The organism is Streptomyces sp. NPDC091282, assembly GCF_044757385.1.
GTDB lineage: Bacteria > Actinomycetota > Actinomycetes > Streptomycetales > Streptomycetaceae > Streptomyces > Streptomyces gramineus.
Genome location: NZ_JBIVUX010000005.1, coordinates 201,163 through 224,931, shown reverse-complemented (window position 1 = coordinate 224,931; position 23,769 = coordinate 201,163). Strand labels below are relative to the sequence as shown.

Annotated in this window: 23 protein-coding genes and 2 tRNA genes; 13 read left to right on the top strand and 12 right to left on the bottom strand. The window is 69.5% G+C overall.

The window, feature by feature from the left end; all coding sequences use genetic code 11:
- Positions 1-42: 42 nt before the first annotated feature.
- Positions 43-456, bottom strand: coding sequence for an SSI family serine proteinase inhibitor (locus tag ACIQOE_RS24430; protein ID WP_362639816.1), 414 nt, complete (start codon positions 454-456; stop codon positions 43-45).
- A 167-nt stretch (positions 457-623) separates the two neighbouring features.
- Here ACIQOE_RS24430 and ACIQOE_RS24425 point away from each other — a divergent pair.
- Together ACIQOE_RS24425 and ACIQOE_RS24420 are read left to right on the top strand one after the other, a co-directional pair.
- Positions 624-714 (top strand) — tRNA-Ser (locus ACIQOE_RS24425).
- A gap of 195 nt (positions 715-909) precedes the next feature.
- Positions 910-982: transfer RNA gene (locus ACIQOE_RS24420), tRNA-Arg, on the top strand.
- A gap of 515 nt (positions 983-1,497) precedes the next feature.
- On the opposite strand, the gene ACIQOE_RS24415 is transcribed toward ACIQOE_RS24420, so the two are convergent.
- The 3 genes from ACIQOE_RS24415 to ACIQOE_RS24405 all read right to left on the bottom strand — a co-directional run bounded on the left by ACIQOE_RS24415 (position 1,498) and on the right by ACIQOE_RS24405 (position 3,296).
- Positions 1,498-2,334, bottom strand: coding sequence for a protein kinase (locus ACIQOE_RS24415; RefSeq protein WP_401413726.1), 837 nt, complete (start codon positions 2,332-2,334; stop codon positions 1,498-1,500).
- A gap of 70 nt (positions 2,335-2,404) precedes the next feature.
- A complete protein-coding gene (locus tag ACIQOE_RS24410) occupies positions 2,405-2,857 on the bottom strand; it encodes a glycine-rich domain-containing protein (RefSeq protein WP_401413724.1) in 453 nt (150 codons plus the stop codon).
- A 196-nt stretch (positions 2,858-3,053) separates the two neighbouring features.
- Positions 3,054-3,296 carry a hypothetical protein gene (locus ACIQOE_RS24405; RefSeq protein WP_030047640.1) on the bottom strand — a complete coding sequence of 81 codons (243 nt, stop codon included), beginning with the start codon at positions 3,294-3,296 and terminating at the stop codon, positions 3,054-3,056.
- Positions 3,297-3,403: 107 nt separating this feature from the next.
- Between ACIQOE_RS24405 and ACIQOE_RS24400 the strand changes: the two genes are divergently transcribed.
- Together ACIQOE_RS24400 and ACIQOE_RS24395 are read left to right on the top strand one after the other, a co-directional pair.
- The gene (locus ACIQOE_RS24400) at positions 3,404-4,147 is read left to right on the top strand and encodes a helix-turn-helix domain-containing protein (RefSeq protein ID WP_053560280.1); all 744 of its coding nucleotides are present in this window, start codon (positions 3,404-3,406) and stop codon (positions 4,145-4,147) included.
- Between the two features lie 2 nt (positions 4,148-4,149).
- Positions 4,150-4,620 carry an NUDIX domain-containing protein gene (locus tag ACIQOE_RS24395; RefSeq protein WP_401413722.1) on the top strand — a complete coding sequence of 157 codons (471 nt, stop codon included), beginning with the start codon at positions 4,150-4,152 and terminating at the stop codon, positions 4,618-4,620.
- 460 nt (positions 4,621-5,080) lie between these two features.
- Here ACIQOE_RS24395 and ACIQOE_RS24390 read toward each other — a convergent pair whose 3' ends face one another.
- The 3 genes from ACIQOE_RS24390 to ACIQOE_RS24380 all read right to left on the bottom strand — a co-directional run bounded on the left by ACIQOE_RS24390 (position 5,081) and on the right by ACIQOE_RS24380 (position 7,797).
- A complete protein-coding gene (locus tag ACIQOE_RS24390) occupies positions 5,081-5,290 on the bottom strand; it encodes a KTSC domain-containing protein (protein WP_401413719.1) in 210 nt (69 codons plus the stop codon).
- Positions 5,290-7,191, bottom strand: a complete 1,902-nt coding sequence (locus ACIQOE_RS24385; RefSeq protein WP_401413717.1) for an ATP-dependent nuclease — start codon at positions 7,189-7,191, stop codon at positions 5,290-5,292. The genes ACIQOE_RS24390 and ACIQOE_RS24385 overlap by 1 nt, the downstream gene beginning before the upstream one ends.
- Before the next feature lie 531 nt (positions 7,192-7,722).
- Positions 7,723-7,797: a 50S ribosomal protein bL37 gene (locus ACIQOE_RS24380; RefSeq protein WP_106960698.1), complete on the bottom strand. Its 75-nt coding sequence runs from the start codon at positions 7,795-7,797 to the stop codon at positions 7,723-7,725.
- Positions 7,798-8,059: 262 nt separating this feature from the next.
- Between ACIQOE_RS24380 and ACIQOE_RS24375 the strand changes: the two genes are divergently transcribed.
- Positions 8,060-8,281: a hypothetical protein gene (locus ACIQOE_RS24375; RefSeq protein WP_401413715.1), complete on the top strand. Its 222-nt coding sequence runs from the start codon at positions 8,060-8,062 to the stop codon at positions 8,279-8,281.
- A gap of 330 nt (positions 8,282-8,611) precedes the next feature.
- Here ACIQOE_RS24375 and ACIQOE_RS24370 read toward each other — a convergent pair whose 3' ends face one another.
- The 3 genes from ACIQOE_RS24370 to ACIQOE_RS24360 all read right to left on the bottom strand — a co-directional run bounded on the left by ACIQOE_RS24370 (position 8,612) and on the right by ACIQOE_RS24360 (position 12,103).
- Positions 8,612-10,915: a hypothetical protein gene (locus ACIQOE_RS24370; protein WP_401413713.1), complete on the bottom strand. Its 2,304-nt coding sequence runs from the start codon at positions 10,913-10,915 to the stop codon at positions 8,612-8,614.
- A 106-nt stretch (positions 10,916-11,021) separates the two neighbouring features.
- A complete protein-coding gene (locus ACIQOE_RS24365) occupies positions 11,022-11,543 on the bottom strand; it encodes a hypothetical protein (protein ID WP_401413711.1) in 522 nt (173 codons plus the stop codon).
- 83 nt (positions 11,544-11,626) lie between these two features.
- Positions 11,627-12,103, bottom strand: coding sequence for a helix-turn-helix domain-containing protein (locus tag ACIQOE_RS24360; RefSeq protein WP_351316263.1), 477 nt, complete (start codon positions 12,101-12,103; stop codon positions 11,627-11,629).
- Positions 12,104-12,277: 174 nt separating this feature from the next.
- Between ACIQOE_RS24360 and ACIQOE_RS24355 the strand changes: the two genes are divergently transcribed.
- The 8 genes from ACIQOE_RS24355 (at position 12,278) to ACIQOE_RS24320 (ending at position 22,353) form a co-directional block, all read left to right on the top strand.
- Complete coding sequence (locus ACIQOE_RS24355) at positions 12,278-12,646, top strand: HGxxPAAW family protein (protein WP_365559162.1); 369 nt, start codon at positions 12,278-12,280, stop codon at positions 12,644-12,646.
- A gap of 106 nt (positions 12,647-12,752) precedes the next feature.
- Positions 12,753-13,625, top strand: coding sequence for a DUF2797 domain-containing protein (locus ACIQOE_RS24350; protein ID WP_401413708.1), 873 nt, complete (start codon positions 12,753-12,755; stop codon positions 13,623-13,625).
- Between the two features lie 332 nt (positions 13,626-13,957).
- Positions 13,958-14,698, top strand: a complete 741-nt coding sequence (locus ACIQOE_RS24345; RefSeq protein WP_362170207.1) for a response regulator transcription factor — start codon at positions 13,958-13,960, stop codon at positions 14,696-14,698.
- Positions 14,695-16,326 (top strand): ATP-binding protein, encoded by a 1,632-nt coding sequence (locus tag ACIQOE_RS24340; protein WP_401413706.1) that lies wholly within the window; start codon positions 14,695-14,697, stop codon positions 16,324-16,326. Before ACIQOE_RS24345 ends, ACIQOE_RS24340 begins: the two co-directional genes overlap by 4 nt.
- Positions 16,327-16,339: 13 nt before the next feature.
- A complete protein-coding gene (locus ACIQOE_RS24335) occupies positions 16,340-17,824 on the top strand; it encodes a glycosyltransferase (RefSeq protein WP_401413704.1) in 1,485 nt (494 codons plus the stop codon).
- The gene (locus tag ACIQOE_RS24330; protein ID WP_401413702.1) at positions 17,821-20,037 is read left to right on the top strand and encodes an ArnT family glycosyltransferase; all 2,217 of its coding nucleotides are present in this window, start codon (positions 17,821-17,823) and stop codon (positions 20,035-20,037) included. The genes ACIQOE_RS24335 and ACIQOE_RS24330 overlap by 4 nt, the downstream gene beginning before the upstream one ends.
- A 70-nt stretch (positions 20,038-20,107) precedes the next feature.
- A complete protein-coding gene (locus ACIQOE_RS24325; RefSeq protein WP_401413700.1) occupies positions 20,108-21,490 on the top strand; it encodes an MFS transporter in 1,383 nt (460 codons plus the stop codon).
- Between the two features lie 125 nt (positions 21,491-21,615).
- On the top strand, positions 21,616-22,353 hold the full coding sequence (locus tag ACIQOE_RS24320) for a TetR/AcrR family transcriptional regulator (protein WP_351317821.1): 738 nt from the start codon (positions 21,616-21,618) through the stop codon (positions 22,351-22,353).
- A 5-nt stretch (positions 22,354-22,358) separates the two neighbouring features.
- Here ACIQOE_RS24320 and ACIQOE_RS24315 read toward each other — a convergent pair whose 3' ends face one another.
- Complete coding sequence (locus ACIQOE_RS24315) at positions 22,359-22,832, bottom strand: PPOX class F420-dependent oxidoreductase (protein WP_351316239.1); 474 nt, start codon at positions 22,830-22,832, stop codon at positions 22,359-22,361.
- Between the two features lie 59 nt (positions 22,833-22,891).
- Positions 22,892-23,713 carry a YceI family protein gene (locus ACIQOE_RS24310; protein WP_363013013.1) on the bottom strand — a complete coding sequence of 274 codons (822 nt, stop codon included), beginning with the start codon at positions 23,711-23,713 and terminating at the stop codon, positions 22,892-22,894.
- Positions 23,714-23,769: the final 56 nt, after the last annotated feature.

Below are 23,769 nucleotides of genomic sequence, written 5' to 3'. Positions count from 1 at the left end.
GCCGGCCGGGCCGCCGGGGAGGCCGACGAGGCGGCCGGCGGGTCAGCCACCGAGGTCGGGCAGGAGCGGCACCAGCTGGTTCCAGCGGCCGATCTCGCAGCCGTTGCTGCGGTCGTAGTCGGCGTCGACCGGGCGGCCGGCCCAGGTGCCGGTGACGTGGGCGGTGGCGGGTCCGCCGTAGAGCATGGTGCAGGCGGTGCCGGGGGCGACCGGGGCGAAGGTGTCATGTCCCCAGCGGGTGTTCCGGTCCAGTGCCTCGCAGGCCGCGCTCACGTCCGGGTGACTGCCGGCGCCGGGATGACAGGACAGCTCGTACGTCCCGTCCCGCCCGGCCCCGGCGTGCCGCACGGTGACGGTGAGGTGGTCGCCCTGCCCCGCGGCGGCGGGCAGGGCGGGGAGGGATCCGAGGACGGCGGCGACGGCCCCGAGGGCGCCCCGCACGGCGAAGTGAGACATGCCCTGCCCAACGCGCCGGCGGCCCGGACGTTGCGCCGCCCCGACCCACCGGAAGGGCTTTGCCCTGCGGCCCGACTGCCTAGTACCGTGGGAGCCGATTGGTGACAGCACGCTCGACTGTGTCATCATCTGCACGCACCACTCGCGCTCGCGCGGGCGGCTGTGCTGGAGGCGTCGCCTAGTCCGGTCTATGGCGCCGCACTGCTAATGCGGTTTGGGCCTTAAAGCCCATCGAGGGTTCAAATCCCTCCGCCTCCGCACCTGCCTCAGGGAGTCCGACCATTCAGGTCGGGCTCCCTGAGTCGTTCACGGCCCCGGATCCGTCGTTTCCGCAGCTCACAAGGGGTGCGGCTAACGGATTTCACATGGCGGCGGCAGTCATGTAATGTTCTTCCTGTCGCCGCGAGCGGGCCGGAAGGGCCGGGAGCCAAGACAGAAAAAACAAAAAAACAAGCACTCGTAGCTTAACGGATAGAGCATCTGACTACGGATCAGAAGGTTGCAGGTTCGAATCCTGCCGAGTGCACAGCAGACCAGAGGCCCTGTGGAGCGATCCACAGGGCCTCTGGCTTTTGTCTTGACGGCAGTGGTTGACGGCGACTGGATTCGGAGGCCGATCAGACGGCTACCCGGATGCCGGCCGCGCCGTCATCGTCGTCCGGATCGTTGCCGTCACCCCTCAGCGCGTCGCCGACGCGGTCGAAGGTGGAGCGCTGGGAGTCGAGCCGGACGAAGGTGTAGATGTTCCATGGTCACTCGGATCGAGCTGCAGCCGAGGACTTCCATGATCATGCGGACGTCGGCTCGCTGTTCGTGGAGGAGCGAGGCGCAGGTCGTGGAAGCGGACCTTGCGGACGCCGGGGTTGCAGCCGCACCCACCTTCGAGCACGCCAACCGCCCCGGTACCGTCGGCATCGGGGTCCTGATCAGGGCTTTCGCGACCGGACCACCCGGAATGCTGTCCAGGCTGAGGGGTGGTCCGGTCTTTTGGTTGTTGGCCCTAGCCGTGCCAGCTGCGCCGACGAAACCGGCGCTTCGGAATCAGCTCAGAGCCTTGCCCACCTCGTAGATGGTGGGCCGGTCCCCTGGCGCGTGGCTGAGCATGGCGTCGATCAACTCGCCCAGCTCACCGGGCGCCTTCACGAGCCGGCGCCGACCGTCCGCCACGGCCTCTCTCTGCACCGAGCGAGGAGCGTCGTCCGGGTACTCCATCGCCCGCCAACCGGTAGCGGAGATCAGCAGGGAAGCCCCGAGCGCGTACACGTCGGCTTCCGGCGTCGGCTCGGCTTCTCCGGTGTCGAGGACGCTGCGCGCGATCTCCGGTGCCTCGTAGTGAACGAGGCAGCCGCGGAACGGGAAGTCGTACCCCTCGGGCACATGGCCGCCTCGGGCAAGGGCGAGGTCGATGAGGTGCGTTTGTTCCGGGCCGATGATGAAGTGGGCGGGCTGTACGTCACCGTGCGCCCAGCCCTTGGCGTGCAGTTCGGCAAGCGCCTCTACGCAGCCCAACGCCACGCTGGTGTGCGGTGTGATGGACGAGTCCGGCCTACGGCAGGGCTCCCAGAGCTGGTACAGGTCCGGCCCTTCGTGCCACGGCTGGAAGTTCCAGGTACCGCGTTCCCACTCGCCGTACGCGAGGTCGACCAGGCCGAGGCGCAGCAGAACGGCCCCTTCACGTGCGGGCGCGAGGGCGGTCCAGGGCTGGGCGGCCCATTCGGCCGTGGCCTCGATCGGGTAGCCGACTTTCACGGCGTAGTGGCCGCGACGGCTTTCTACCTCCCACACCATGGAGCCCCGGCGGTCGAGGACCAGGCGCTGGGACGTGGGCATGAGCGCGTCGAACACCACGATCGGCAGTTCAGGGGGTGACCCGGGCAACGTCTGTTCTCCTTCCGGGTGAACGCGGCCGACCACGAGTCGAGGCCGGCCGCGTCGCTGCTGTCGTGTCCTACTCCTGGTAGTCCTGACCGTACGGACGGCCGCAGTCCGAGTCGCACTGCGCGAGGTTCGTGCCGTCCACGGTCCACAGGTCGTCGAAGACCTTGAAGCCCGCTGCCTTCATGGCGCGTGCCGCGGTGATGACCATCAGCAGATCGCGGGGCCCGCCGCCCGGCTTCGGGTTGTGGTGCAGGAAGCGGCCCGCGTACCGCTCGCACAGCCTCGCGTACTCCTTCGTGTGCAGGATGAGGGCGTGCAGGCCGAGGTCCACGTCATCGGACGGGACCATGGGGACGTTGGCCGTGGCTGCGGTGACCAGGAAGGCGACCGCCTGGTCCGCGATCCGCTCGGCGCGCTCGGGCGACTGCCCGTTGTGGACGACCACGAAGTGGGCGAGGCTCTCGAACAGCTCCTCACCAGCCACCGCGCGACCGGTCTTCTGATCGTTCACCGTTGCCGTCATGCGACTACTCCTCGTGTGTGGCGGTGCGTGGGTTGGATGGCCGGCCCCGAACGGGGAAGGGGGAGCCGGGGAGTTGGCACCCGTCCGGGGCGGCCCGTCTACTGGCCCATGGCGAGAGTTATGCCGATCACCAGGCCGCACGACCCGCTGATCACCACGATGAACAGGACTCCCGCGTACTGGCCGATAACGCGCATCACAGCCCGGCCCGACGATTGCGGTTCTTGATGGCCAGACGTGCGCTCAGTTCCTCCCGCGCACTCGGCGGCTCCACGTCGTCCGGCATGGCGTCCCACTCGGCGCCGCCGCCGATCGGCCTTATCTGCACACGGCCGCCGACCTCATCCATGACGACGCCGATGCGGTTCCTGGAGGTGTCCTTCGCCAGTTCACCGATGCCTGGTCTGGTCTGCTGGTTGCTCGCCATGTGCACGAGCATCCTGTCGCTCATGGGGACGTCGGAACCTCCGACAAACACCACTTCGGGACGTCCCGCGTCGGGTAGAACGTCCCTATCGCCGTCCCCGAGTGCTGGGAGAGATTGGGATGCCGAACGAGAGGCTACGTGCTGCCATGGCGGCCGGCGGCTGGACGTACACCGCCCTTGCGGACAAGGTCGAAGTCGATCCCAAGTCCGTTGAACGATGGGTCAATTTGGGGCGTACGCCGCGTCGTGCCACGGCCATGCTGGCAGCGGAAACGCTAGGAGAAGACGTGCACGCTCTATGGCCCGCGCTCCGGCAGGCACGCCCTGCCCGCGCAGTCAGCCCGGAACTTGTGGCTCTCTACGATCAGCGGGCGGACATCCCCGTCTCCACCTTCGTGGACATGTTGACCCAGGCCCGCAGGCACATCGACGTGTTGGTGTATGCCGCCGTCTTCCTGCACGAGGCGTACCCGCGGCTTAACGACCTGCTGCGAGAGCGAGCTGCCGACGGGTGCGCGGTTCGTATCGCGATCGGCGATCCGGACAGCGTGAATGTTCAACAGCGCGGCACGGAAGAGCGGTTCGGCCACGGCATCGAGTCCCGTTGCCGACTCGCCCTCATGCACTATCGCCCCCTTGCCGGGGTACCTGGCATCGAGGTGCGGACCCATGCCACCACGCTCTACAACTCGATCTACCGCGCGGATGACCAGACACTGGTCAATGCCCATGTCTGGGGCGTGAACGCCTACGGTGCTCCCGTGTGGCATCTTCGGCGCAACGGAGAGGGCGGCATGTTCGACACCTACGCCAGCAGCTTCGACGCTGTGTGGGAGACCGCGACACCGGTAACGGAAGAGTGACCATGGCACGGACCGAGTACTACGACGACCCAGCAGCACCAGAGCCGAACAGCTTGGTGGTCGCCGCGTCTGCCGTGGTCACCGACGACGAAGGGCGTGTGCTCCTTCAGCGCCGCCGGGACAACGATCTCTGGGCGCTACCTGGTGGCGGCATGGAGATGACCGATTCCCTCCCAGGAACGGCCGCCCGCGAGGTGAAGGAAGAAACGGGTCTGGACGTAGAGATCACCGGGCTCGTGGGCACGTACACAGACCCTCGCCACGTCATCGCCTACTCGGACGGTGAGGTGCGTCGGCAGTTCAACGTCTGCTTCACCGCCCGCATGGTGGGCGGCCGACTTGCGATCTCGGACGAGTCCACGGAGCTGCGATTCGTCCAGCCGGAAGAGATCGATGAACTGCCGATGCACCACACGCAGCGGCTCCGGATCCGTCACTTCCTTGAGCACCGTGAGCGGCCCTATCTCGGCTGACCTCGTAGACCGCGGTGAACGGCAACTCTGACGGAGGCGACTTACAACTCACCCTCCAAGTCGTTGGGAGGGCACCTTGACGGACGATCAACCTGACCTGATAGGTGCCCAACTCGGGAGCTCGTGCTATTTTGAGGCGTCGTCAGTTGAGGCCAGGGGTATGTGGGGCGGGTTCGACTCCCGTAGCGCTGATCTTGGTGCTCGTTTTGGTCGCAGTTGGTCTGAATTACGGAATCCAGTTCCTGAAGAGAAACAAACCGGAGTCCGATAGTCCATCTTCGAACGAAAGGAGTGCATCATGACAAAAATCAGGATGACATTGATCGCGGGCATGCAAGTGGCCGAAGCGATCGCCACGAACAGCGTTGTCGGCGCACTCCTTACCTGAGCTGACGAACAAGAGCCCCGCATGCGCAAGCTGCGGGGGCTCTTGCTGTTTTTTGTTTCGCTAATCGCCAGCTTAGGCAACCTTCGAGAATGAGTATCGGTCCTTGATTGTGCGAGCGAAGTAGCGGCCGTGACTAGAAGCCGACATCAGGCCACTATGGACGCTTTCCGGGACGGAAAAGTACCTGTAGATCCCAGAATGAAATTCGATCTCTAGCACCATCTCTGCCGGTTCGTAGCCGACCGATATGATGTTGGAAGAGGTAACCGGAAGTCTCTCCATCACTGCCCCTGTCTCGCCATGGCTTTTGCGTTCTGGATGATCTGCTTAATGACGAACGGCGGTTCTCCACTTGCCTCGAATGCTGCTCGCGCGTAGGTGTAGGTGTTCTTTTCGCTGTACCCGATGCCGGATTGAATGAGTTCATCGACCTTCTCTCCCCACTCGGGCCAATCGGATTTAAGCGTCTCCTCCAGACAGTCTGCGAACACTGCGTAGTCAATGTCTGCGTGAGTGGGGGGCAGATCTGAGATGCTCGATTGTCCGAGATACATAAGAAGGCGGTGATTCTCCGCACGCTCACTCAGTTCTGCATTGCGGATATCTCGCGGTTTCCTTCCATTTTTTTCCATTCTGATGCCAACCCCGGCATCGGCATCAAATACTGCGAAACATGGGATTCCGAGCAGCGTAAGGATGGCATGGCTTAGGTAGATAGCTGTCTTGTGGCCGGCCTCGGCCACATGAACGCCTTCCACCGCCAACGGGGCTCCATCACGTGTGGCGGTTCCTTCCAGGACGGCCTTGTCGGTTTCCCCCTCTACTAGTACAACGGCAGAGGCGAAGAGGGCCTCAGGTAGCCTGTTTAGAATCGCCGCCCCAATTTGCTTGCGAACTCGCTCCTCAGGTACGAAACCTGACAACTTCTCGATCACGTCATCAACTCGCACATGGGCAATGGAAATGGCCCTATGGCTGGAACTGTTCCGCACACGGCTGATTCGGCGGATTTCGTGAAAGTGATGCGGGTCAACGAAGATCGGATTATGGGTGGCATATGCCACTTGGGCCATTTGGCTCGGATCTTCAGCAATTTTACGTAGCACCTGAGAGAAGGCTCGGGCCTGTACGGGATGCTGATATAGCTCTGGCTCCTCGATGGCCAAACACACAGCCTTGGATCGCGATCCTTCGCCACCGCGATCCGAAAGAAGTTTTAGTGCGGCAATAATCATGGCACGCTGGAATCCGTGCCCTTGACGCTCGACGGTTGTTTCGACAGGGCCATCCACAATACTCACCTTGAAGGATGCCCTGACGGGCTTGTAAGGGTTGTCGACTGGCGAGACCGTCACGTTTCTGCCTGCTGAGAAAACCTCGACTGCCTTGGTTAGTTCTTTGGAGATTAGATCCAACTGAGGGGCAAAGTTTTTGGTCGAAATGCGCGCCCGTTCCAGATTCAATCGTGCATCGAGATCCGCCAGTTCGGCATCAGCGATCTTTCTGTCCACGGCGCGTTCGATGATTCGCCCAAAAATCGCAGATCGGGTGTCAGTCGATTCCTCAAGAGCGCGCAGGTCTGCGCTCACGAGGATGAATTCGAATAGGCTGGCGAGCTTCCCTTTTCCGGCAAAGCCGAAGAAGTTATTTGCCTGGATGTCGGACTCTATGAGCCTATCGGGGTGATTTCTTTCCCAAACGATCATCGCCTCTTCCACCAGTGCTTCACTGCCAGCTGATGGAAGTTCAAGATCAGGCCGTTCCTCGCGTAGCGAATTGTAAGCTTTCCGCTTGGCGGTAGCGTTTGGCTGACTGCGGACCGCTTCGAATGGCGGGAAGGTCATCCCTTTTCCGGTGATCTTGTCGTCGCCGTTATCCCATGTGCGCCAAATGATGAGACTGTCCACCCCGTCGGGGGCGTAGTGGCCTAGCTCTTCCCGATCTTGCGTGGTGAGTGAGTCGAACTCAACTTCTACACGGATGCGACTGCTACCTGCCTCAACGCACAGATCGTCGAGATCTAGGGACGTTCCCTTTTCTCCGTTGAAGAACCAATCGAGCGCGCGCAAGATAGTTGATTTGCCAACTCCATTGGGGCCGATGATGGATGTGACGCCATCAAACCGCACTTCGGCCAACTGAAGGCAGCGGAAGTTCTCAATCCGCGCTCGGATCATCCTCATGCCAACTAATCATGGAGCTGGTCTCTGGTCACAGACAACCCGTTTCTCTATATCAGTAACTTTGACCGCTTTAGTCTGACTAGTCACAAGAACTTGTGTTCTAATATGCTGCCAGTCTGGGCGGTAGGAGCAGACCGGTTGTGACGTGCTCCCAACTCGGAGTCAAGCGGTTGACTGCTCTGCATGCGCTTCTGGACAGCAAGACTGGTGCGGAGGCGGGAGGGCGGGTTGGCCTGGTGTAGTGGAAGTCCGCATCCGGCTCGTCCTGATCGCTGCGAGTCCGCGCCTGATGCGCGAGGCCAGGTCGAATCGCTGCTACACCATCGCTCGGAGGTGACGGCAGCCTTGACGGCAACGACGGCACACGGGCGCACAAGATCGCCAATCTATGCAAACGGAGTGAGGGGCCGCAGGCAGTCTTTACGGTGCGCTGCCCGATCCTACGGATCAGAAGGTTGCAGGTTCGAATCCTGCCGAGTGCACAGAGACAAGAGGCCCCGGAGAGATCCGGGGCCTCGGGTGTCGGCCGGCTCAGGCGTTGGGCCGCTTGCCGTGGTTCGACTTCTTCTTCTTGCGGGCCCGCCGCTTGTTCCCACGCTTGGCCATGGTGCCCATCTCCCTGGTCCGGGGGCTTCTCCCACCCCGCCAGTCTAGGTTCGTCCCTATATGTCCGCCTCTTGCGGAGGAGACGGACGCGGTACGCGTACCGCTGGTTCGAACGGAGGCTCGCTCACCGACCCGGCCGTCACGATGCGCAGATCTAATGGAAGCGGGAAATACCAGGTCAGTGGCATGATGCGGGGTGTCGGGTGTGGATCTGTGCCGACGACCACAGCGGAATGGGCCGTGCGTAGGCTCATACTGAGTCATGACAAAGCCTGCGGCGCCGAAGCGCCATCTGCCCACCAGCCCGTTCAAGGCCCCGGTCGTACCGGTTCCCAAGCACTTCGCGGTGGGCGACCAGGTCACTCATGACGTGTACGGACTCGGCCGGGTCATCGGTGTCGAGGACGGAACCGCGGCCCTCGTGGACTTCGGTTCGGCACAGATGCGGATCCTGAGCCCGTACGCCAAGATGACCAAGCTGTAGGACCGCTGTGCCCGGTCACGGCACGCCGGGTCCTTCCGGGGACCCGTAACGAAAGGCAGACCTCTCATCGACTCGACGTCGCTGTTCTCCGCCGTGGAAGGGCAACCCCGCCGCTCCACCGTTGTTTCCCCGCCTCCCGCGATCATGCCCTTCCAGGCCCCGGACTTCGGAGAGGACGAGAGCTCCTGGTCCGAGGACGCGCAGGAGCCCGCCGCGCCCTCAGCGTCGTCCAGGGCCGCCTAGGACAGGCCCTGGCGGCCGGCAGCCGACAGCGAAGGCCCCGGATCTCTCCGGGGCCTTCGGCGTTTCCTGGCAGTGAGGTGTTCCGGCCTACCCGGGGCTGCCGGGGCGGACCGTCAGGTAGGTCCACGCGGTCCACGTGCTGCCGGTCTGGGCGCCCTTGGCCGGGGGCGTGTAGTGGGCGCGGACGCGGTAGCGGTCGTTGCTCGTGAAGAGCTTCAGGGAGCGGCTGTAGCCGTACCAGCCGTCGCCGTACAGGGCGACGCAGCTCTTCGCGGCGACCTGGTGCCAGGACCCCGACTGGTAGTGCTCGACGTAGACCGTCGTGCAGCCGCCGGACTGACGGGGTGTGACCTGGACGTCGAAGCCCATGGTGGCCTCGGACTTGTAGAACACCCGGTAGGTGGTGGAACCGATGCGGGTGGTCGAGACCGGCCACTGCACCTGTGTCCGGGTCGTCGGGGTGACGGTCGCCGTCGTGGTCACCGTCCGCGGGGCGTAGTGGTAGTCGCCGGTGAAGGCCGCGCTGAGGACGGTGTTACGGGTGATCTTGTACGAGGCGGTGAGGTTCCCGTGCGCGTCCACCTTGCCGCTTCTGAGCTGGGTCCGGGACGCGCCGGCGGGCTGGGCGTAGAGCGTCACGGTGCGGGAGTCGTTCGTGGTCCCCAGGTGCGCGGTGACCTTGGCGGTCGTGCCGGAGCGGTACGACTTCGCGTTCGCCGTCACGGTCAGGGCGGGTGTGGTCCGGGACACCTGGACCTTCGCCGACGCCGTGACCGGGAGGTAGGACGTGCCGCCGTCGTAGGTGAAGGCGTAGGTGTTCGTACCGCCGACCTGCGGGGTGTCGTGGAAGGCGAAGGTGCCGTCGGCGGCGACGGACGCGGTGCCCGCCGGGTAGCCGGAGGGGTGCGCCGCGTCCGTCTTGAGGACGTGCACCGTGCCGGTCCGCACCTGCGGGTGCGGCCAGGTGAGCCGTCCGGTGACGGTCAGCGCCCCGCCGCGGGCGGCGGTGGCGGGGGCGGTCAGCGCCATGGTGGGCGCGTACTTGGCGACCGGGACGTCGAAGGGCCGGGCGGCCGGTCCGTAGGCGCCCCCGCCGGAGTACTCGACGCGGAAGCTCAGCCCGCCGGTGCTCGGGGCCGTGCCGTCGACGCGGTAGGAGCCGAAGAAGTCGACCGGGATCCTTGCCGGGGTGGTGACCGGGTCCGGGACGAGCACGCCGTCCGGGTCGGCGTCGTCGTAGCGCGTAATGCGGACCGTGCCGGGGAGCAGGGACTGTCCGGCGCCGAGGGCGAGGCTGGACGCGGGCGACACCACGAACGAGTAGGCCTCGCCCGGGGCGAGCGGAGTGGTCGCCTTTCCGGAGAGCGTGACCGGTGCGGTCTCCGGGGCGGTGGCGATGTGGAGCGTCGGTGTCCCCCCGGAGGCGTCGACGGCCACGCCGTAGACCCGGCTGCCGTCCGGTGTCCAGGCGAGCCCGTGCGGGGCGGAGTCCAGGTCCCGGGCCCAGGTGTACTCGGTGTACTCGCCCTCGCCGGCTTCCGGGAACGTCACGAGCGAGTGGGAGCCGGTGGCCAGGGTGCCGTCCGCCGCCACGGCGACGGCCTTGCCGTACACCCCGTCCGCGAACCGTCCGTCGAGCGCGAGGTCCGAGGTGCGGTAGCGGCCGGCGGTCGCGCCGCGGACGGTCGGGACCGCCAGGTGGGTCCCGTCCGCCGTGAGCGCGATGTCGCTCAGGTCGGGGACCGGCAGCTCCTTGGCGGCCTGCCGGGTCAGGGCGCCGTCCTCGGCCCGGTAGGTGACGACGGCGGAGGTGCCGCCCGTCTGTGCCGCGGCCGCGAGTGCGCCCGAGGGCGTGGGCGTCGTGGCAAGCATCGGCGGCGCCGTCCAGCCGTCCGGGTCCTGCCGGAGGGTGACCGCCCCGGTGCCGTCGACGGAGCCGATGCCGCCGGCGCCCGCCGTGCCGTAACCGAACCAGAGGGTGCCCCCGGCGACGGCCAGCGAGTCGGGACGGGTGCCCGAGCCCGTGGACAGGCGGGCCGACTCGGTCAGCTTCTCGGTGCTGATCACCGAGATCGCGTCCTCGTCCGGGAGGGCCGCGTACAGCGTGGATCCGTCGGCGGAGAGGGCGAGGCCGGTGGCGCCCGGCTCGTCGCCGATCGTCGTCGGGTGTCCGCCGTCGAGGTCGGTGACGAGGATCCCGTCGGTGCCCGCGCCGCCGCTGAAGAACAGGTGCCCGTGCGGAGCGTCCACCACCAGGTGCGCGAAGTGCGCGAGGGGCAGAGGCGTGTCCGACGGTGCCGCGTACGAACCGGTGGCACCGGGACCGATGACGGTCGTCAGTCCCAGGAGCAGTGCCGCGGTGGTTGGCACCGAGATACGTGCCGACTTCATGAAAGGCCCCCCACACAACCCTCACGATCAAGGCGCGCAACGTAACACAGGGGAGGGACAGGGACGATGGGCGGGGAGGCGGGCCTTCGGAGGAGGCCCGCGCGGCTCAGGCGGTGGTCAGGACGCGGGTGCGCTCGCGGCCGCGGAGGGTCTGTCCGCGCAGCACGATGATGCCCAGCCGGACGACGACCTCGCTGACGGCCATGAGGACCAGTGCGGCGACCCAGGCCTGTGCGCTGGTGATGTCGTGGTCGGCGGAGAAGCGGCCTATGCGGGTCTGGCCGGAGGGGTGCGAGGTCCAGACCGCGAAGCCCAGCCGGAAGCCCATGCTGAGCACCCACAGGGCCGCCGCGCCCAGGGTCGCCTTGACCCGGACGTGCCCGTCCGCGAGGCGGACCCGGGTGAGCAGGCCGCCGCCCACGCCGCAGGCGATGCCGATGCCGGCGAACGTCCCTATGAGGACGAGGTCGTTGCCCGCTGTCGGGATGTCGTGCAGGTAGCTGGTCGCCACCCAGGTGACCAGACCCAGCGGCAGCAGCAGCCGGAAGGCCGTCAGCCTCTCCTCCCGCAGCTGCCTGACGACCACGAGGATGAGGGCGACATCGATGATCCAGTCCGAAAGCGTCATGCCTCGACTATCCGGTTCCGGCCCCGTCCGGCACTTCGGCCCATGGGTGGAAGCGGGGTGGAAAACGGGTGGATGCGGCCCCTCTACCCGGGGGAGGACAGCCCTTCCAGTGACTCGTGGGCCAGACGCGTCGCGCGGGTGAACCAGTCGGTGAGGACGGCCAGTTCGTCGGCGGTGTAGTCGGCGAACAGGTCGGCGAGGCCCCGGTAGTGACCGGCGTACACCGCGCCGACCCGGCCGACCGCGTCCGGGACCGCGGCCACCCGGACCCGGCGGCGGTCGTCGGGGTCGGGGCGCCGGGTCACGTAGCCCGCGCGCTCCAGGCGGTTGAGGATGCCCGTCACCGCGCCCGTCGTCACATGGGCGCGGGCGGCCAGGTCGCCCGCGGTCAGCAGGTCCTCGCCGGCCTCCAGGACGAAGCCGAAACAGGTGAGGTCGGTGACGCCGACCCCGAGCCGCCTGGCCAGCTCCTGCTGGCCGAGCAGGTGGGCCGCGATGAGGTGGTCCATCGCGGACAGGGCGCGGGCGGGGTCCGCGGGCGGTCGCGGCTTGCCGTGCATGGTCGTTCCCGATTCCTAGAAGTTTCGCCGGAGGGCTGGCATATTCTCTTAGCGCGTGAGATATATGGCTGGTAAATGTCTTAGGTGGTGAGAGATTCCGGTCGCCCTCGCGTCGGGCGCCGGGCCTCAGCCGCCGGTGGGCTTTCCGCTGCCTATGAAAGGGGAGGCGGGTACATGAGTCTGCACGATGAGGGCCATACGGTCGCCGGGTGGACGGGCACCGCGATCGCGACGGCCGGGAGCGGCGTGCTGGGGTGGGGCGTGTGCGCCGTCTCGGTGCCCGCCCTGGTCGCGGGCGGCGTGGTGACCGTCGTGAGCGTCCTGGTCACCTGGTCTCTGCACCTCACCGGCTGGGGCAAGCCGCCCGGCCCGCGGCCCCGCGCCGAGTGGGCCCTCGGCACCCGGGACGCCGGCGCGCGCGACGGCCACCCCGGATGCGTGGGATGCCGGCTCGCGGGCCGGGGCAGGCCCGCCGGATCCCTGCTCGCCCCGGTGTCCGGCGCCGGGGAGACCGAACCGGCCCCCGCACGGGCCGGCGGCTGACCGACGGCTCGGCGCCGGGCGGCCGCACGTGACTGCCCGTGCCGCCACCCCGACCCCGCCACGCCCCGCCCCGCGTTGTCAGTCCCCGCGTCTACGCTCGTGAGTGATGGCACAGGTGTGGAAATGCTCGGGGCTGCGGTGGCCGGACGGCGGCCCCGTGCTGGTGTGGAGCGGCGGGCGGCGCAGCGCGCTCGGGCCGGGCGGCCGTGTCGCCTTCCGGGCGGCCGGCGCGGGTGTCCGGGAGTGCGTGGGAGCGCGGGGGCACGCCTGCGCGGTCCGCGCCACGGTGTCCGGACGCAGTACGGGCGCGCGCTGCGAGGAGTGCGCCCGGCTGGACCGGGCGCACTCGGTGGCCGCCGACGGCGTACCCGACGATCCCCGGCCCTACCACGTGTATCTGGCGTGGTTCGGGCCCGGGATGGCCAAGGTCGGGATCACCGCCGTCGAGCGCGGCCCGGCCCGGCTGCTGGAACAGGGTGCCGTGTGCTTCAGCTGGCTGGGCGCCGGGCCGCTGATGGCCGCGCGGCGGGCCGAGGAGCTGCTGCGGGCCGCGCTCCGGGTGCCCGACCGGATCCCCTACGGCGCCAAGCGCGCCGTACGGTCCGCCCTGCCGGGGAGCGCCGCCGAGCGGGCCGCCGAGATCGTCGTACTGCACGAGCGGGCCCTGGCGCTCGGGGAGTGGCCGGAGGCGCTCGTGCCCGAACCCTGCCGAGTCGTCGACCACGTCCGGGTGTTCGGACTCGACGGGGCACCCGCCGCCGTCGGCGAGGTGGCCGAGCTGACCCCGGGCGGCGCGGTGAGCGGTGAACTCGTCGCGGCCGCCGGGCCGGACCTGCATCTCGCCACCCGGCGCGGCGTCGTCGTCCTCGACACGCGCTTGCTGCCCGGTTGGGAGCTGGCCGCCGCGGAAGCGGGGCGGGAGGGCGAAATCGACGTACCTGTCCGCGAGTTCACGGCGCCTCAGGAAGGACTGTTCTGAGCCGCGCCGGAGACCCGGGGAGCATCCCCGGGACGGACCCGGCGGGGGCGGTCCGGAGCCGCCCGGCACGGCACATCACCGGCGGGCGCCCGGCGTTCCGCGGCGGTACGCTCTCATCAGCGGTTCATCGAGGCCTCGTCGGCCCGCCCGGACGCACCCCGGACGCACCCCGGACGTACATGATCCGCACAGCCCGGGGCCGGGCGGCGGCGCCGAGCCGTGGGCGGGCGAGGGGATTCCCAGGGGTTCCCTGAGAGGTACCTGTGCGTTTCTCAGGGAAAACACAGATCTCTGAAAGCGTGTTCTCAGAGGGCCCCGACAGGGTGTCCACCATGACCACGACCTCGCCCCAGGGGCGCACCGAACTGCTGAGGCCGGACGGGAGCCCCGTCCGAGTGCTTGTGGTGGACGACGAGCTGTCGATCACCGAACTCCTGTCCATGGCCCTGCGGTACGAGGGCTGGCAGATCCGGAGCGCCGGTGACGGCACGGGTGCCCTCCAGACCGCCAGGGAGTTCCGGCCGGACGCCGTCGTCCTCGACATGATGCTGCCCGACATGGACGGCCTCACCGTCCTCGGCCGGCTGCGGCGCGAACTGCCCGACGTCCCCGTGCTGTTCCTCACCGCGAAGGACGCCGTGGAGGACCGCATCGCCGGCCTGACCGCGGGCGGCGACGACTACGTCACCAAGCCGTTCAGCCTCGAAGAGGTCGTGGCGCGGCTGCGCGGGCTGATCCGCCGCTCCGGCGCCGCCGACCGGCGGTCGGACTCGGTGCTCGTCGTCGGCGACCTCACCCTGGACGAGGACAGCCACGAGGTCTCCCGGGCCGGTGACTCGATCCACCTCACCGCCACCGAGTTCGAGCTGCTGCGCTTCCTGATGCGCAACCCGCGGCGCGTGCTCAGCAAGGCCCAGATCCTGGACCGTGTCTGGTCCTACGACTTCGGCGGCCAGGCCAACGTGGTCGAGCTGTACATCTCCTACCTGCGCAGGAAGATCGACGCCGGCCGCGAGCCGATGATCCACACCCGGCGGGGGGCCGGTTATCTGATCAAGCCCGCCGCGTCATGAGCGGGCGACGACGGCCGCGGGCGCAGCAGCGACGGGTAGGTCAGCCGCGCACCCTGCGGACCCGGCTCGTCGTCGTGTCCGTGACCCTGATCGCCGTGGTCTGCGCGGTGATCGGGACCGTCACCACCCTCGTGCTCCGCGACCACCTGTACGGGCAGCTGAACAGCAACCTCCGCGAGGTCGCGCTGCGCGTGGCCGGCGGGCCCGTGGGCGGCTTCGGCGGCAGGGGCGATCCGGCGGGCGGCAAGGCCGGCACCCTCGCGCCGCAGCAGACCAAGGGCCTCGGCGACTTCGTCACCCAGGGGCCGCAGCCGCAGCGGACCGTCGCCGCCGAGGTGGAGAACGGGTCGATCACCAGCGGCAAGGTCGGCACCAAGAAGAACAACTCGGCCGGCTTCACCCAGATGACCCCCGAGAACCTCACCGAGGCCCAGCGCGGGGTCCTCGGCTCCGTCGCCCGGGACCAGCGGGCGCACACGGTCGACCTCCCGGGCCTCGGCAGCTACCAGGTCCAGTACGTCGTGGGCAACAACGGCACCTTCTACGTCGGCATCCCGACCTCCGACGTCGACGGCACGATCAACACCCTGATCATCGTCGAGATCAGCCTCACCCTCTCCGGCCTGATCGCCGCCTCCCTCGCCGGCACCGTCATGGTCGGCGTGGCCACCCGCCCGCTGCGCCGGGTCGCCAGCACCGCCACCCGCGTCTCCGAACTCCCCCTGCACACCGGCGAGGTCAACCTCAGCGAGCGGGTCCCGGAGTCGGAGTGCGACCCGCACACCGAGGTCGGCCGGGTCGGCGCCGCGCTCAACCGCATGCTCAACCACGTGCACGGCGCCCTGCACGCCCGCCAGCAGAGCGAGATGCGGGTACGGCAGTTCGTCGCCGACGCCAGCCACGAGCTGCGCACCCCGCTCGCCTCCATCCGCGGGTACGCCGAACTGACCCGGCGCGGACGGGAGGAGATCGGGCCCGACACCCGGCACGCCCTCGGCCGTATCGAGTCCGAGGCCGGCCGGATGACACTGCTCGTCGAGGACCTGCTGCTGCTCGCCCGCCTCGACGCGGGCCGTCCGCTCCAGTTCGAGCACACCGACCTCGTCCCGCTCGTCGTCGACACCGTCAGCGACTCCCGCGCGGCCGGCATGGACCACAACTGGCGCCTGGACCTGCCCGACGAGCCCGCCCCGGTGGCCGCCGACGCGGCCCGCGTCCAGCAGGTGCTCGTCAACCTGCTCGGCAACGCCCGCAAGCACACCCCGCCCGGGACCACCGTCACCGCCCGCGTCCAGCGACGCGGCCCGTGGCTGTGCGTGGACGTCGAGGACGACGGCCAGGGCATACCGCCCGAGCTGCTGCCACACGTCTTCGAGCGGTTCGCGCGCGGTGACTCCGCGCGCTCGCGGGCCACCGGGTCCACCGGGCTCGGGCTCGCCATCGTGCAGGCCGTCGCCTCCGCGCACGGCGGTGCCGTCACCGTGGACAGCGTTCCCGGCCGCACGGTGTTCACCCTCTACCTGCCCGCGCTCGCCCCGGCGGTCCCGCGGCCGGATCCCGAAACCTGCCGGCAACCGCACTCACAGGCCCAGCACAGTGCCACCACATGGGTGCAACAGGGCACGTGAACAGAGTCGTTCCATGCGAACCGACTCTTCTCCCGGCACCCTGCCGGCGCGGGAGCACCTCCCGGCCGCAGACGCCGGTACGCCTGTCCTGGACGTAGTGATCCCCGTCTACAACGAGGAGAAGGACCTCGGCCCATGCGTCGTCAGACTGCATGATCACCTCAAGCGCACCTTCCCGTACGCGTTCCGCATCACCGTCGCGGACAACGCGTCCACGGACACCACCCCCGAGGTGGCGCGGCGCCTGGCGGCGGAGATCGCCGAGGTCAGGTCGTTCCGGCTGGAGCAGAAGGGCCGCGGCCGTGCGCTGCGGACCGTCTGGTCGGCCTCGGACGCACCGGTCCTCGCCTACATGGACGTGGACCTGTCGACCGACCTGAACGCGCTGCTGCCGCTGGTGGCGCCGCTCATCTCCGGCCACTCCGACCTGGCGATCGGTTCCCGGCTGGCCCGCTCGTCGCGCGTGGTGCGCGGCGCCAAGCGGGAGTTCATCAGCCGCTCGTACAACCTGATCCTGCGCGGCTCGCTGCAGGCCCGCTTCTCGGACGCGCAGTGCGGCTTCAAGGCGATCCGGCGCGACGTCGCGCAGGTCCTGCTGCCGATGGTGGAGGACACCGGCTGGTTCTTCGACACCGAGATGCTGGTCATCGCCGAACGCGCGGGCCTGCGCATCCACGAGGTGCCGGTCGACTGGGTCGACGACCCGGACTCGACCGTGCACATCGTGCGGACGGCCGCCGACGACCTCGCAGGCGTGTGGCGGGTCGGCAAGGCGCTGGCCACCGGTTCGCTGCCGCTGGACCGGATCGCCCGCCCGTTCGGCGACGACCCGCGCGACCGGGACATCCAGGACGTGCCGAAGGGCCTGGCCCGCCAGCTCGTCGGCTTCTGCGTGGTCGGCGCCCTGTCGACCCTCTTCTACCTCCTGCTCTACAGCCTCTTCCGGCAGTTCGCCGGCTCGCAGGTCGCCAACGCGCTCGCGCTGCTGGTGTCGGCCGTCGCCAACACGGCCGCCAACCGGCGGCTGACCTTCGGGGTGCGCGGCCGGGGCGGGGCGGTCCGGCACCAGGCGCAGGGCCTGGTCGTCTTCGGCATCGGCCTGGCGCTCACCAGCGGTTCGCTCGCCGCCCTGAACGCGGCGAGCGGCGACCCCGCGCACTCCACCGAACTGGCGGTGCTGGTCGCCGCCAACCTCGCCGCGACCGTCCTCAGGTTCCTGCTCTTCCGCGCCTGGGTCTTCCCGGACCGGGACGGCGGCCGGGAGACGGCCTCCGCGACGGCGGCAGCGCACCACCCGTCGTCGCCCACGTACACCACGGTCCCCGGCGGACACCTGCCGCAGGGCCCGCTCCCGCAACGCCCGGCCCACCACCCGTACGACCGGGGCACCACCACCCGACTCCGCGCCGACGAGGCCGCGGACGGCACCCGGAGGGACGCCACCCTGCGGCTGCAGCCCGTGCGCCCCCATGACACCGATCCGGGGGAACCCCGATGACCAGCACCCCCACCGACCGTCAGGACCGGCCGGCACCCGAGCCCGAGGCTCCCCCGGCGGCACTGCGGGCGCCGGACGTCCCCGCCCCGCCGGTACCGCGGGCGGCCCGCGCCGAGCCCCGGCGGCCCCTCGCCCGCCGGCTGTGGCGCGGCCGCCCCGAGGACCCGCGCTGGGCACGCCCGGCCTTCCTCGGCCTGCTGCTCGCCACCGCGGTGCTCTACTTCTGGGACCTGAGCGCGAACGGCTACTCCAACTCCTTCTACTCGGCCGCCGTCCAGGCCGGCACCAAGAGCTGGAAGGCGATGTTCTTCGGCTCGCTGGACGCGGGCAACGCGATCACCGTCGACAAGCCCTCGGCGTTCCTGTGGCCGATGGAGATCGCGGCCCGCCTCTTCGGCCTGAACTCCTGGACGATCCTCGGCCCCGAGGTCCTCATGGGCGTCGGCACGGTCGCGGTCGTGTACGCCTCCGTGCGCCGCCGCTCCAGCCCCGCGGCCGGTCTGATCGCGGGCGCCGTGCTGGCGCTCACCCCGGTCGCCGCGCTGATGTTCCGGTTCGACAACCCGGACGCGATGCTGGCCCTGCTGATGGCGCTGGCCTGCTACTTCGTCGTCCGCGCCGTCGAGGACGGCAGGACGAGGTGGCTGGTGTGGGCGGGCGTGGCGATCGGCTTCGCCTTCCTCGCCAAGACCCTTCAGGCCTTCCTGATCCTGCCGCCGCTCGCCCTCGTGTACGCGGCCGCCGGCCCGCGCACGTGGCGGAGGCGGATCGGCCAGCTCGCCCTCGCGACCGGCGCCCTGATCGTCTCGGCCGGGTGGTGGGTGGCGGTCGTCGAGCTGTGGCCGGCCTCCTCCCGCCCCTACATCGGCGGGTCGCAGAACAACAGCTTCCTGGAGCTGACCTTCGGCTACAACGGCCTCGGCCGGATCAGCGGCGACGAGACCGGCAGCGTCGGCGGCGGTGGCGGCGGCACCGGGTCCGGGCAGTGGGGCGAGACCGGCTGGGACCGGATGTTCGACTCCGAGATCGGCGGCCAGATCTCCTGGCTGCTCCCGTCGGCGCTGATCCTGCTGGTGGCGGGTCTGGTGGCGACGCGCAGGCTGAGGCGGACGTCGGTGACCCGGGCCGCGTTCCTGGTCTGGGGCGGTTCGCTGCTGATCACCCTGGTCGTCTTCAGCTACATGGCCGGCATCTTCCACCAGTACTACACGGTCGCCCTGGCCCCCTACCTCGCCGCCGTGATCGGCATGGGCGCCGGGCTGCTGTGGGAGAGGCGCGCCGAGCCGTGGGCGTCGGTCACCCTCGCCGCCGCCGTGGTCGCGGCCGCGGTCTGGGGCTACGCGCTCCTCGACCGCACCGCCGACTACCTGCCCTGGCTGAAGTGGCTGGTCCTGGTGGGCGGTCTGACCGCCGCGCTCGGCCTGGTCTTCGCGGGCCGGATCGGCCGCCGGCTCGCTCTCGGGGCGGCGGCGGCCGGTCTGGCGGCCGCGCTGGCGGGGCCGACGGCGTACACCCTGAGCACGGTGAACTCCGCGCACACCGGCTCCATCCCGACGGCGGGTCCGGCGGGCGCGAGCATGATGGGCTTCGGCGGTGGCGGCGGTCCCGGCGGCGGCCGCGGTGGTCCGGGTGGCTTCGGCCGCAACCAGCAGGGCCAGAACCAGCAGGGCCAGCAGGGCCAGAACCAGCAGGGCCAGAACGGCTTCCCGGGCGGCGGCACCGGCACCGGCGGCTTCCCCGGTGGCGGCATGCCGGGCGGCCAGAGCCAGAACGGCAACGGCTTCCCCGGCGGCCGGACGGGCGAGGGCGGCGGCATGCCTGGCGGCGGTGGCGTCGGCGGCCTGCTGAACGGCGCGACTGTCGGCTCCGAGGCCAAGAAGCTGCTGAAGGAGGACGCGTCCGGGTACACCTGGGTCGCGGCGGCCATCGGCGCCCAGAACGCGGCGAGTTACCAGCTGGCCACCGGCGACGCGGTGATGGCGATCGGCGGCTTCAACGGCACCGACCCGTCCCCGACGCTCGCGCGGTTCAAGGAGTACGTGGCGGACGGCAGGATCCACTACTTCATCGCCTCGGGCACCGGCGGCGGCATGGGCGGCAGCGGCAGCGGGACGTCCGCGCAGATCACCTCGTGGGTCGAGAAGAACTTCACGAAGGTGACCGCCGGTTCGTCCACCTTCTACGACCTGACACGGAAGACCGGCGGCAGCTGAGGGACCGGCTGGGGGACCCCTCGAGAAATCATGCTGTACACCGTAGAAGAGTCCCTTTACGGTGTACAGCATGATGTCTCAGGGCCACCCCCAGCGCTGGCTGATCCTCGGTGTGATCTGCCTGGCCCAGCTCACCGTGCTGCTCGACAACACCGTTCTGAACGTGGCCATCCCCTCCCTCACCCGGGAGCTGGACGCCACCACCGCGGACATCCAATGGATGATCAACGCCTACTCGCTCGTCCAGTCCGGCCTGCTGCTCACCGCCGGCAGCGCGGCCGACCGCTACGGCCGCAAGAAGATGCTGATCACGGGACTCGTCCTGTTCGGCGCGGGTTCGCTGGCCGCCGGACTGGCCGGGTCCACGGCCCAACTGGTCGCCGCACGGGCCGGCATGGGTGTGGGCGGGGCGCTCCTGCTCACCACGACCCTGGCCGTCGTGATGCAGATCTTCACCCCGGACGAGCACCCGAAGGCCATCGGCATCTGGAGCGCGGTCAACGCGCTCGGCTTCGCCGCCGGGCCGCTGATCGGCGGGTTCGTGCTCAACCACTTCTGGTGGGGCGCGATCTTCCTGATCAACCTGCCGGTCGCGGCGCTGGCCCTGGCGGCGGTCGTCGTCCTGGTCCCCGAGTCGAAGGCCCCGCGCGGCGACCGGCCCGACCTGCCCGGCGCGCTGCTCTCCACCGTCGGCATGACCGCGCTGGTCTTCGCGATCATCTCCGGTCCCGTGCACGGCTGGGCCTCGCCGCGGGTCCTGGCCACGGCGGCCGTGGCGGTGGCGGTCCTGTCCCTGTTCGCGTACTGGGAGAACCGGACCCCCTCGCCCATGCTCGACCCCCACTTCTTCCGCGACCGCCGCTTCACGGGTGCCGTCGCCGGCGCGGTCCTCATCACCTTCGGCATGGGCGGCGCGCTCTTCCTGCTCACCCAGCACCTGCAACTCGTCCTCGGCTACGGCCCGCTGGAGGCGGGCCTGCGCACCGCGCCGCTCGCGCTCACGGTCGTCGCCCTCAACTTCACCGGTGTGTCGGCCAGGTGGGCGGCACGGCTGGGTACGCCGGCGGCGATAGCCCTGGGCATGGTGCTGATGTCGTGCGGCCTCGGGTCCATCGCGGTGCTGGACGCGAGCGGCTACGGCGGCACGCTGCTCGGGCTGTTGCTGATCGGCGCGGGGTGCGCGATCGCCAACCCGGCCATGGCGCACGCCATCATGAGCGCGATCCCGCCGGAGAAGGCCGGGGTCGGGGCCGGGATCAACGGGACGCTGGCGGAGTTCGGGAACGGGCTCGGGGTGGCCGTGCTGGGCGCGGTGCTCAGCTCCCGGGTGGCGTCGGGCGATTCGCTGTCGGCGGGGCTGGGCGCCGGGCAACTGGTGGGGGCGGTGGCCGTGGTGGCCGGAGGGTTCGTGGCGGCGGGACTTCTCCGCCGGGCGGAGAGGAATGCCGCCTAGGGGGCAGGGGGTATGGGTGGGTTTGCGGCTGCGGGACCGTGGGTGGCCGGTAGGGCGGTTCCCCGCAACCCCGAAGGGACCTTGCGGTCGTAGCATCGTCGGAAGTGATCGTCGAGGAGGAGGCCATGATGGCGCGGGCCAGTGTGTGGCTGGGGGAGAAGGCCCGCAAGGGCGGTCGTAGCGGTCAGCCGTCCGGTCTCGACCGGGCCCGCATCACCTCCGTCACCGTCCGGCTCCTGGACTCCGACGGGCTCGACAAGTTCTCCATGCGGCGGCTGGCGGCCGAGCTCAACGTGACCGCCATGTCCGTGTACTGGTACGTCGACACCAAGGACGACCTGCTGGAACTCGCCCTCGACGCGGCCTTCGGCGAACTGAGCCTGCCCGAGGGGTCCGACGCGGACTGGCGGGTGCACCTGCGGGCGCTGGCCTCGGAGTACCGGGCGCTGCTGGTCCGCCACCCCTGGCTCTCCCCGCTGGCCGGCCGCTACCTCAACATCGGCCCCCACTCGCTGGCGTTCTCCCGGGCGGTCCAGCAGGTCGTCCGCCGCGCCGGCCTGCCCGCGCACGGGGTGACCGGCGCGATCTCGGCCGTCTTCCAGTTCGTGTACGGGTTCGGCACGATCGAGGGCCACTTCGCCGAGCGGGTGACGACGGCCGGCATGACCCCCGACGAGTACTTCAGCACCGCGATGACCGCGGTGACCGAGTCCCCGGCGACGGCCGCCATCATCGAGGAGTCGGCGGACCTCATGGCCGCCAGGGGCGGCGACACGGTCGCCGACATGCTCGACAGGGACTTCACCTTCGCCCTGGACCTGCTGATCGCAGGCATCGAGGCCAAGGTGACCCGCCCGTCCTAGAGGCCTCAGGCCTCGGGCGCGGCCAGCCGGGACGGGAATCCGCCGGTGGCCACCGGCCCCCACCGCTCCGGCGTCACCCGGATGATGGACTTGCCCTGCTTCAGCATCGCCGCCCGGTACTCGTCCCAGTCCGGGTGCTCGCCCGCGATGTTCCGGTAGTACTCCACCAGCGGCTCCACGGACTCCGGCGAGTCGATCACCTCGGCGGTGCCGTCGACCTGGACCCACGGCCCGTTCCAGTCGTCGCTGAGGACGATCAGGCTCACCCGCTCGTCCCGCCTGGCGTTGCGGGTCTTGGCCCGTTCGGGGTACGTGGAGGCCACGATCCGCCCGGAGTCGTCGACCCCGCAGGTCAGCGGCGACCCCTGGGGGCCGCCGTCGGCGCGGCGGGTGAGCAGGATCGCGCGGTGGCGGGGCCGTACGAAGTCCAGCAGTTCGTCGAGGGAGACGGCGGTGTTCGTCGCGATGTTCGGTGCCATGGCGTCAGCCTAGGCCGCCCTGCCCGGCCCCGCCCGGCCGCTGCCTGTCCCTGCCGGTCCTACGCCTGGGGCAGGGACTCGCCCTGGACCGCCTGGATCTCCAGCTCGACCTTGAGGGTGGTGCCGATGGCCGCGATGCCCGCCTGGACGACCTGGTTGTAGTTCATCGCGAAGTCCTCGCGGTGCAGCTCGGCCGTGGCGCGGAACGCCGCCCGGGTGCCGCCCCAGGGGTCGGCGCCGGTGCCGAGGTAGGCGAGGTGCAGGTCGACGGGGCGCACGACACCGCGCATCGCCAGTTCGCCGTGGACCGTCCAGCGGTCGGAGCCGGCCACGGTGAGACCCGTCGAGGTGTAGGTGAGCTCGGGGAAGCGTTCGACGTCCAGGAAGTCGGCGGAGCGCAGGTGCGTGTCGCGCATGCCGTTGCCGGTGTCGATGGACGCAGCCCGGATGACGGCCTGGACACGGGACTTGGTGACGTCGTCGGGGGCGATCTCGATGGCCGCGGTGAAGTCCGTGAAGCGGCCGCGGACGCTGGAGATGCCGAGGTGCTGGGCGACCGCGGCGACGGTGGAGTGCGCCGGGTCGACGGTCCACGGGCCCGGCGGCGGCAGTTCGGTGCCGCCCTGCCGGGCCAGCGTCACCTTGCCGATCTCGGCCCGCCCGCTGGCGGTGACGATGGCGCTGGAGGCGGCGGGCGCGTAGCCCACGGCGGTCACGATGACGGTGTACGCCCCGGGCGCGAGCGGGTTCGGGTCCCGTACCGTGCCCTCCTCGTCCGCCTCGACGCGCAGCACCTGGGTGCCGGTCATGTCGGTCACCGTGACGACCGCGTGCGACACGGCCCATCCGTCCCGGGTGCGGATCCTGGCGGTGAGTCCCATCCCGAATTCTCCCTGAAAACCGATCTAGAGGCGTGAAAAGCCATATAAATTGCGCA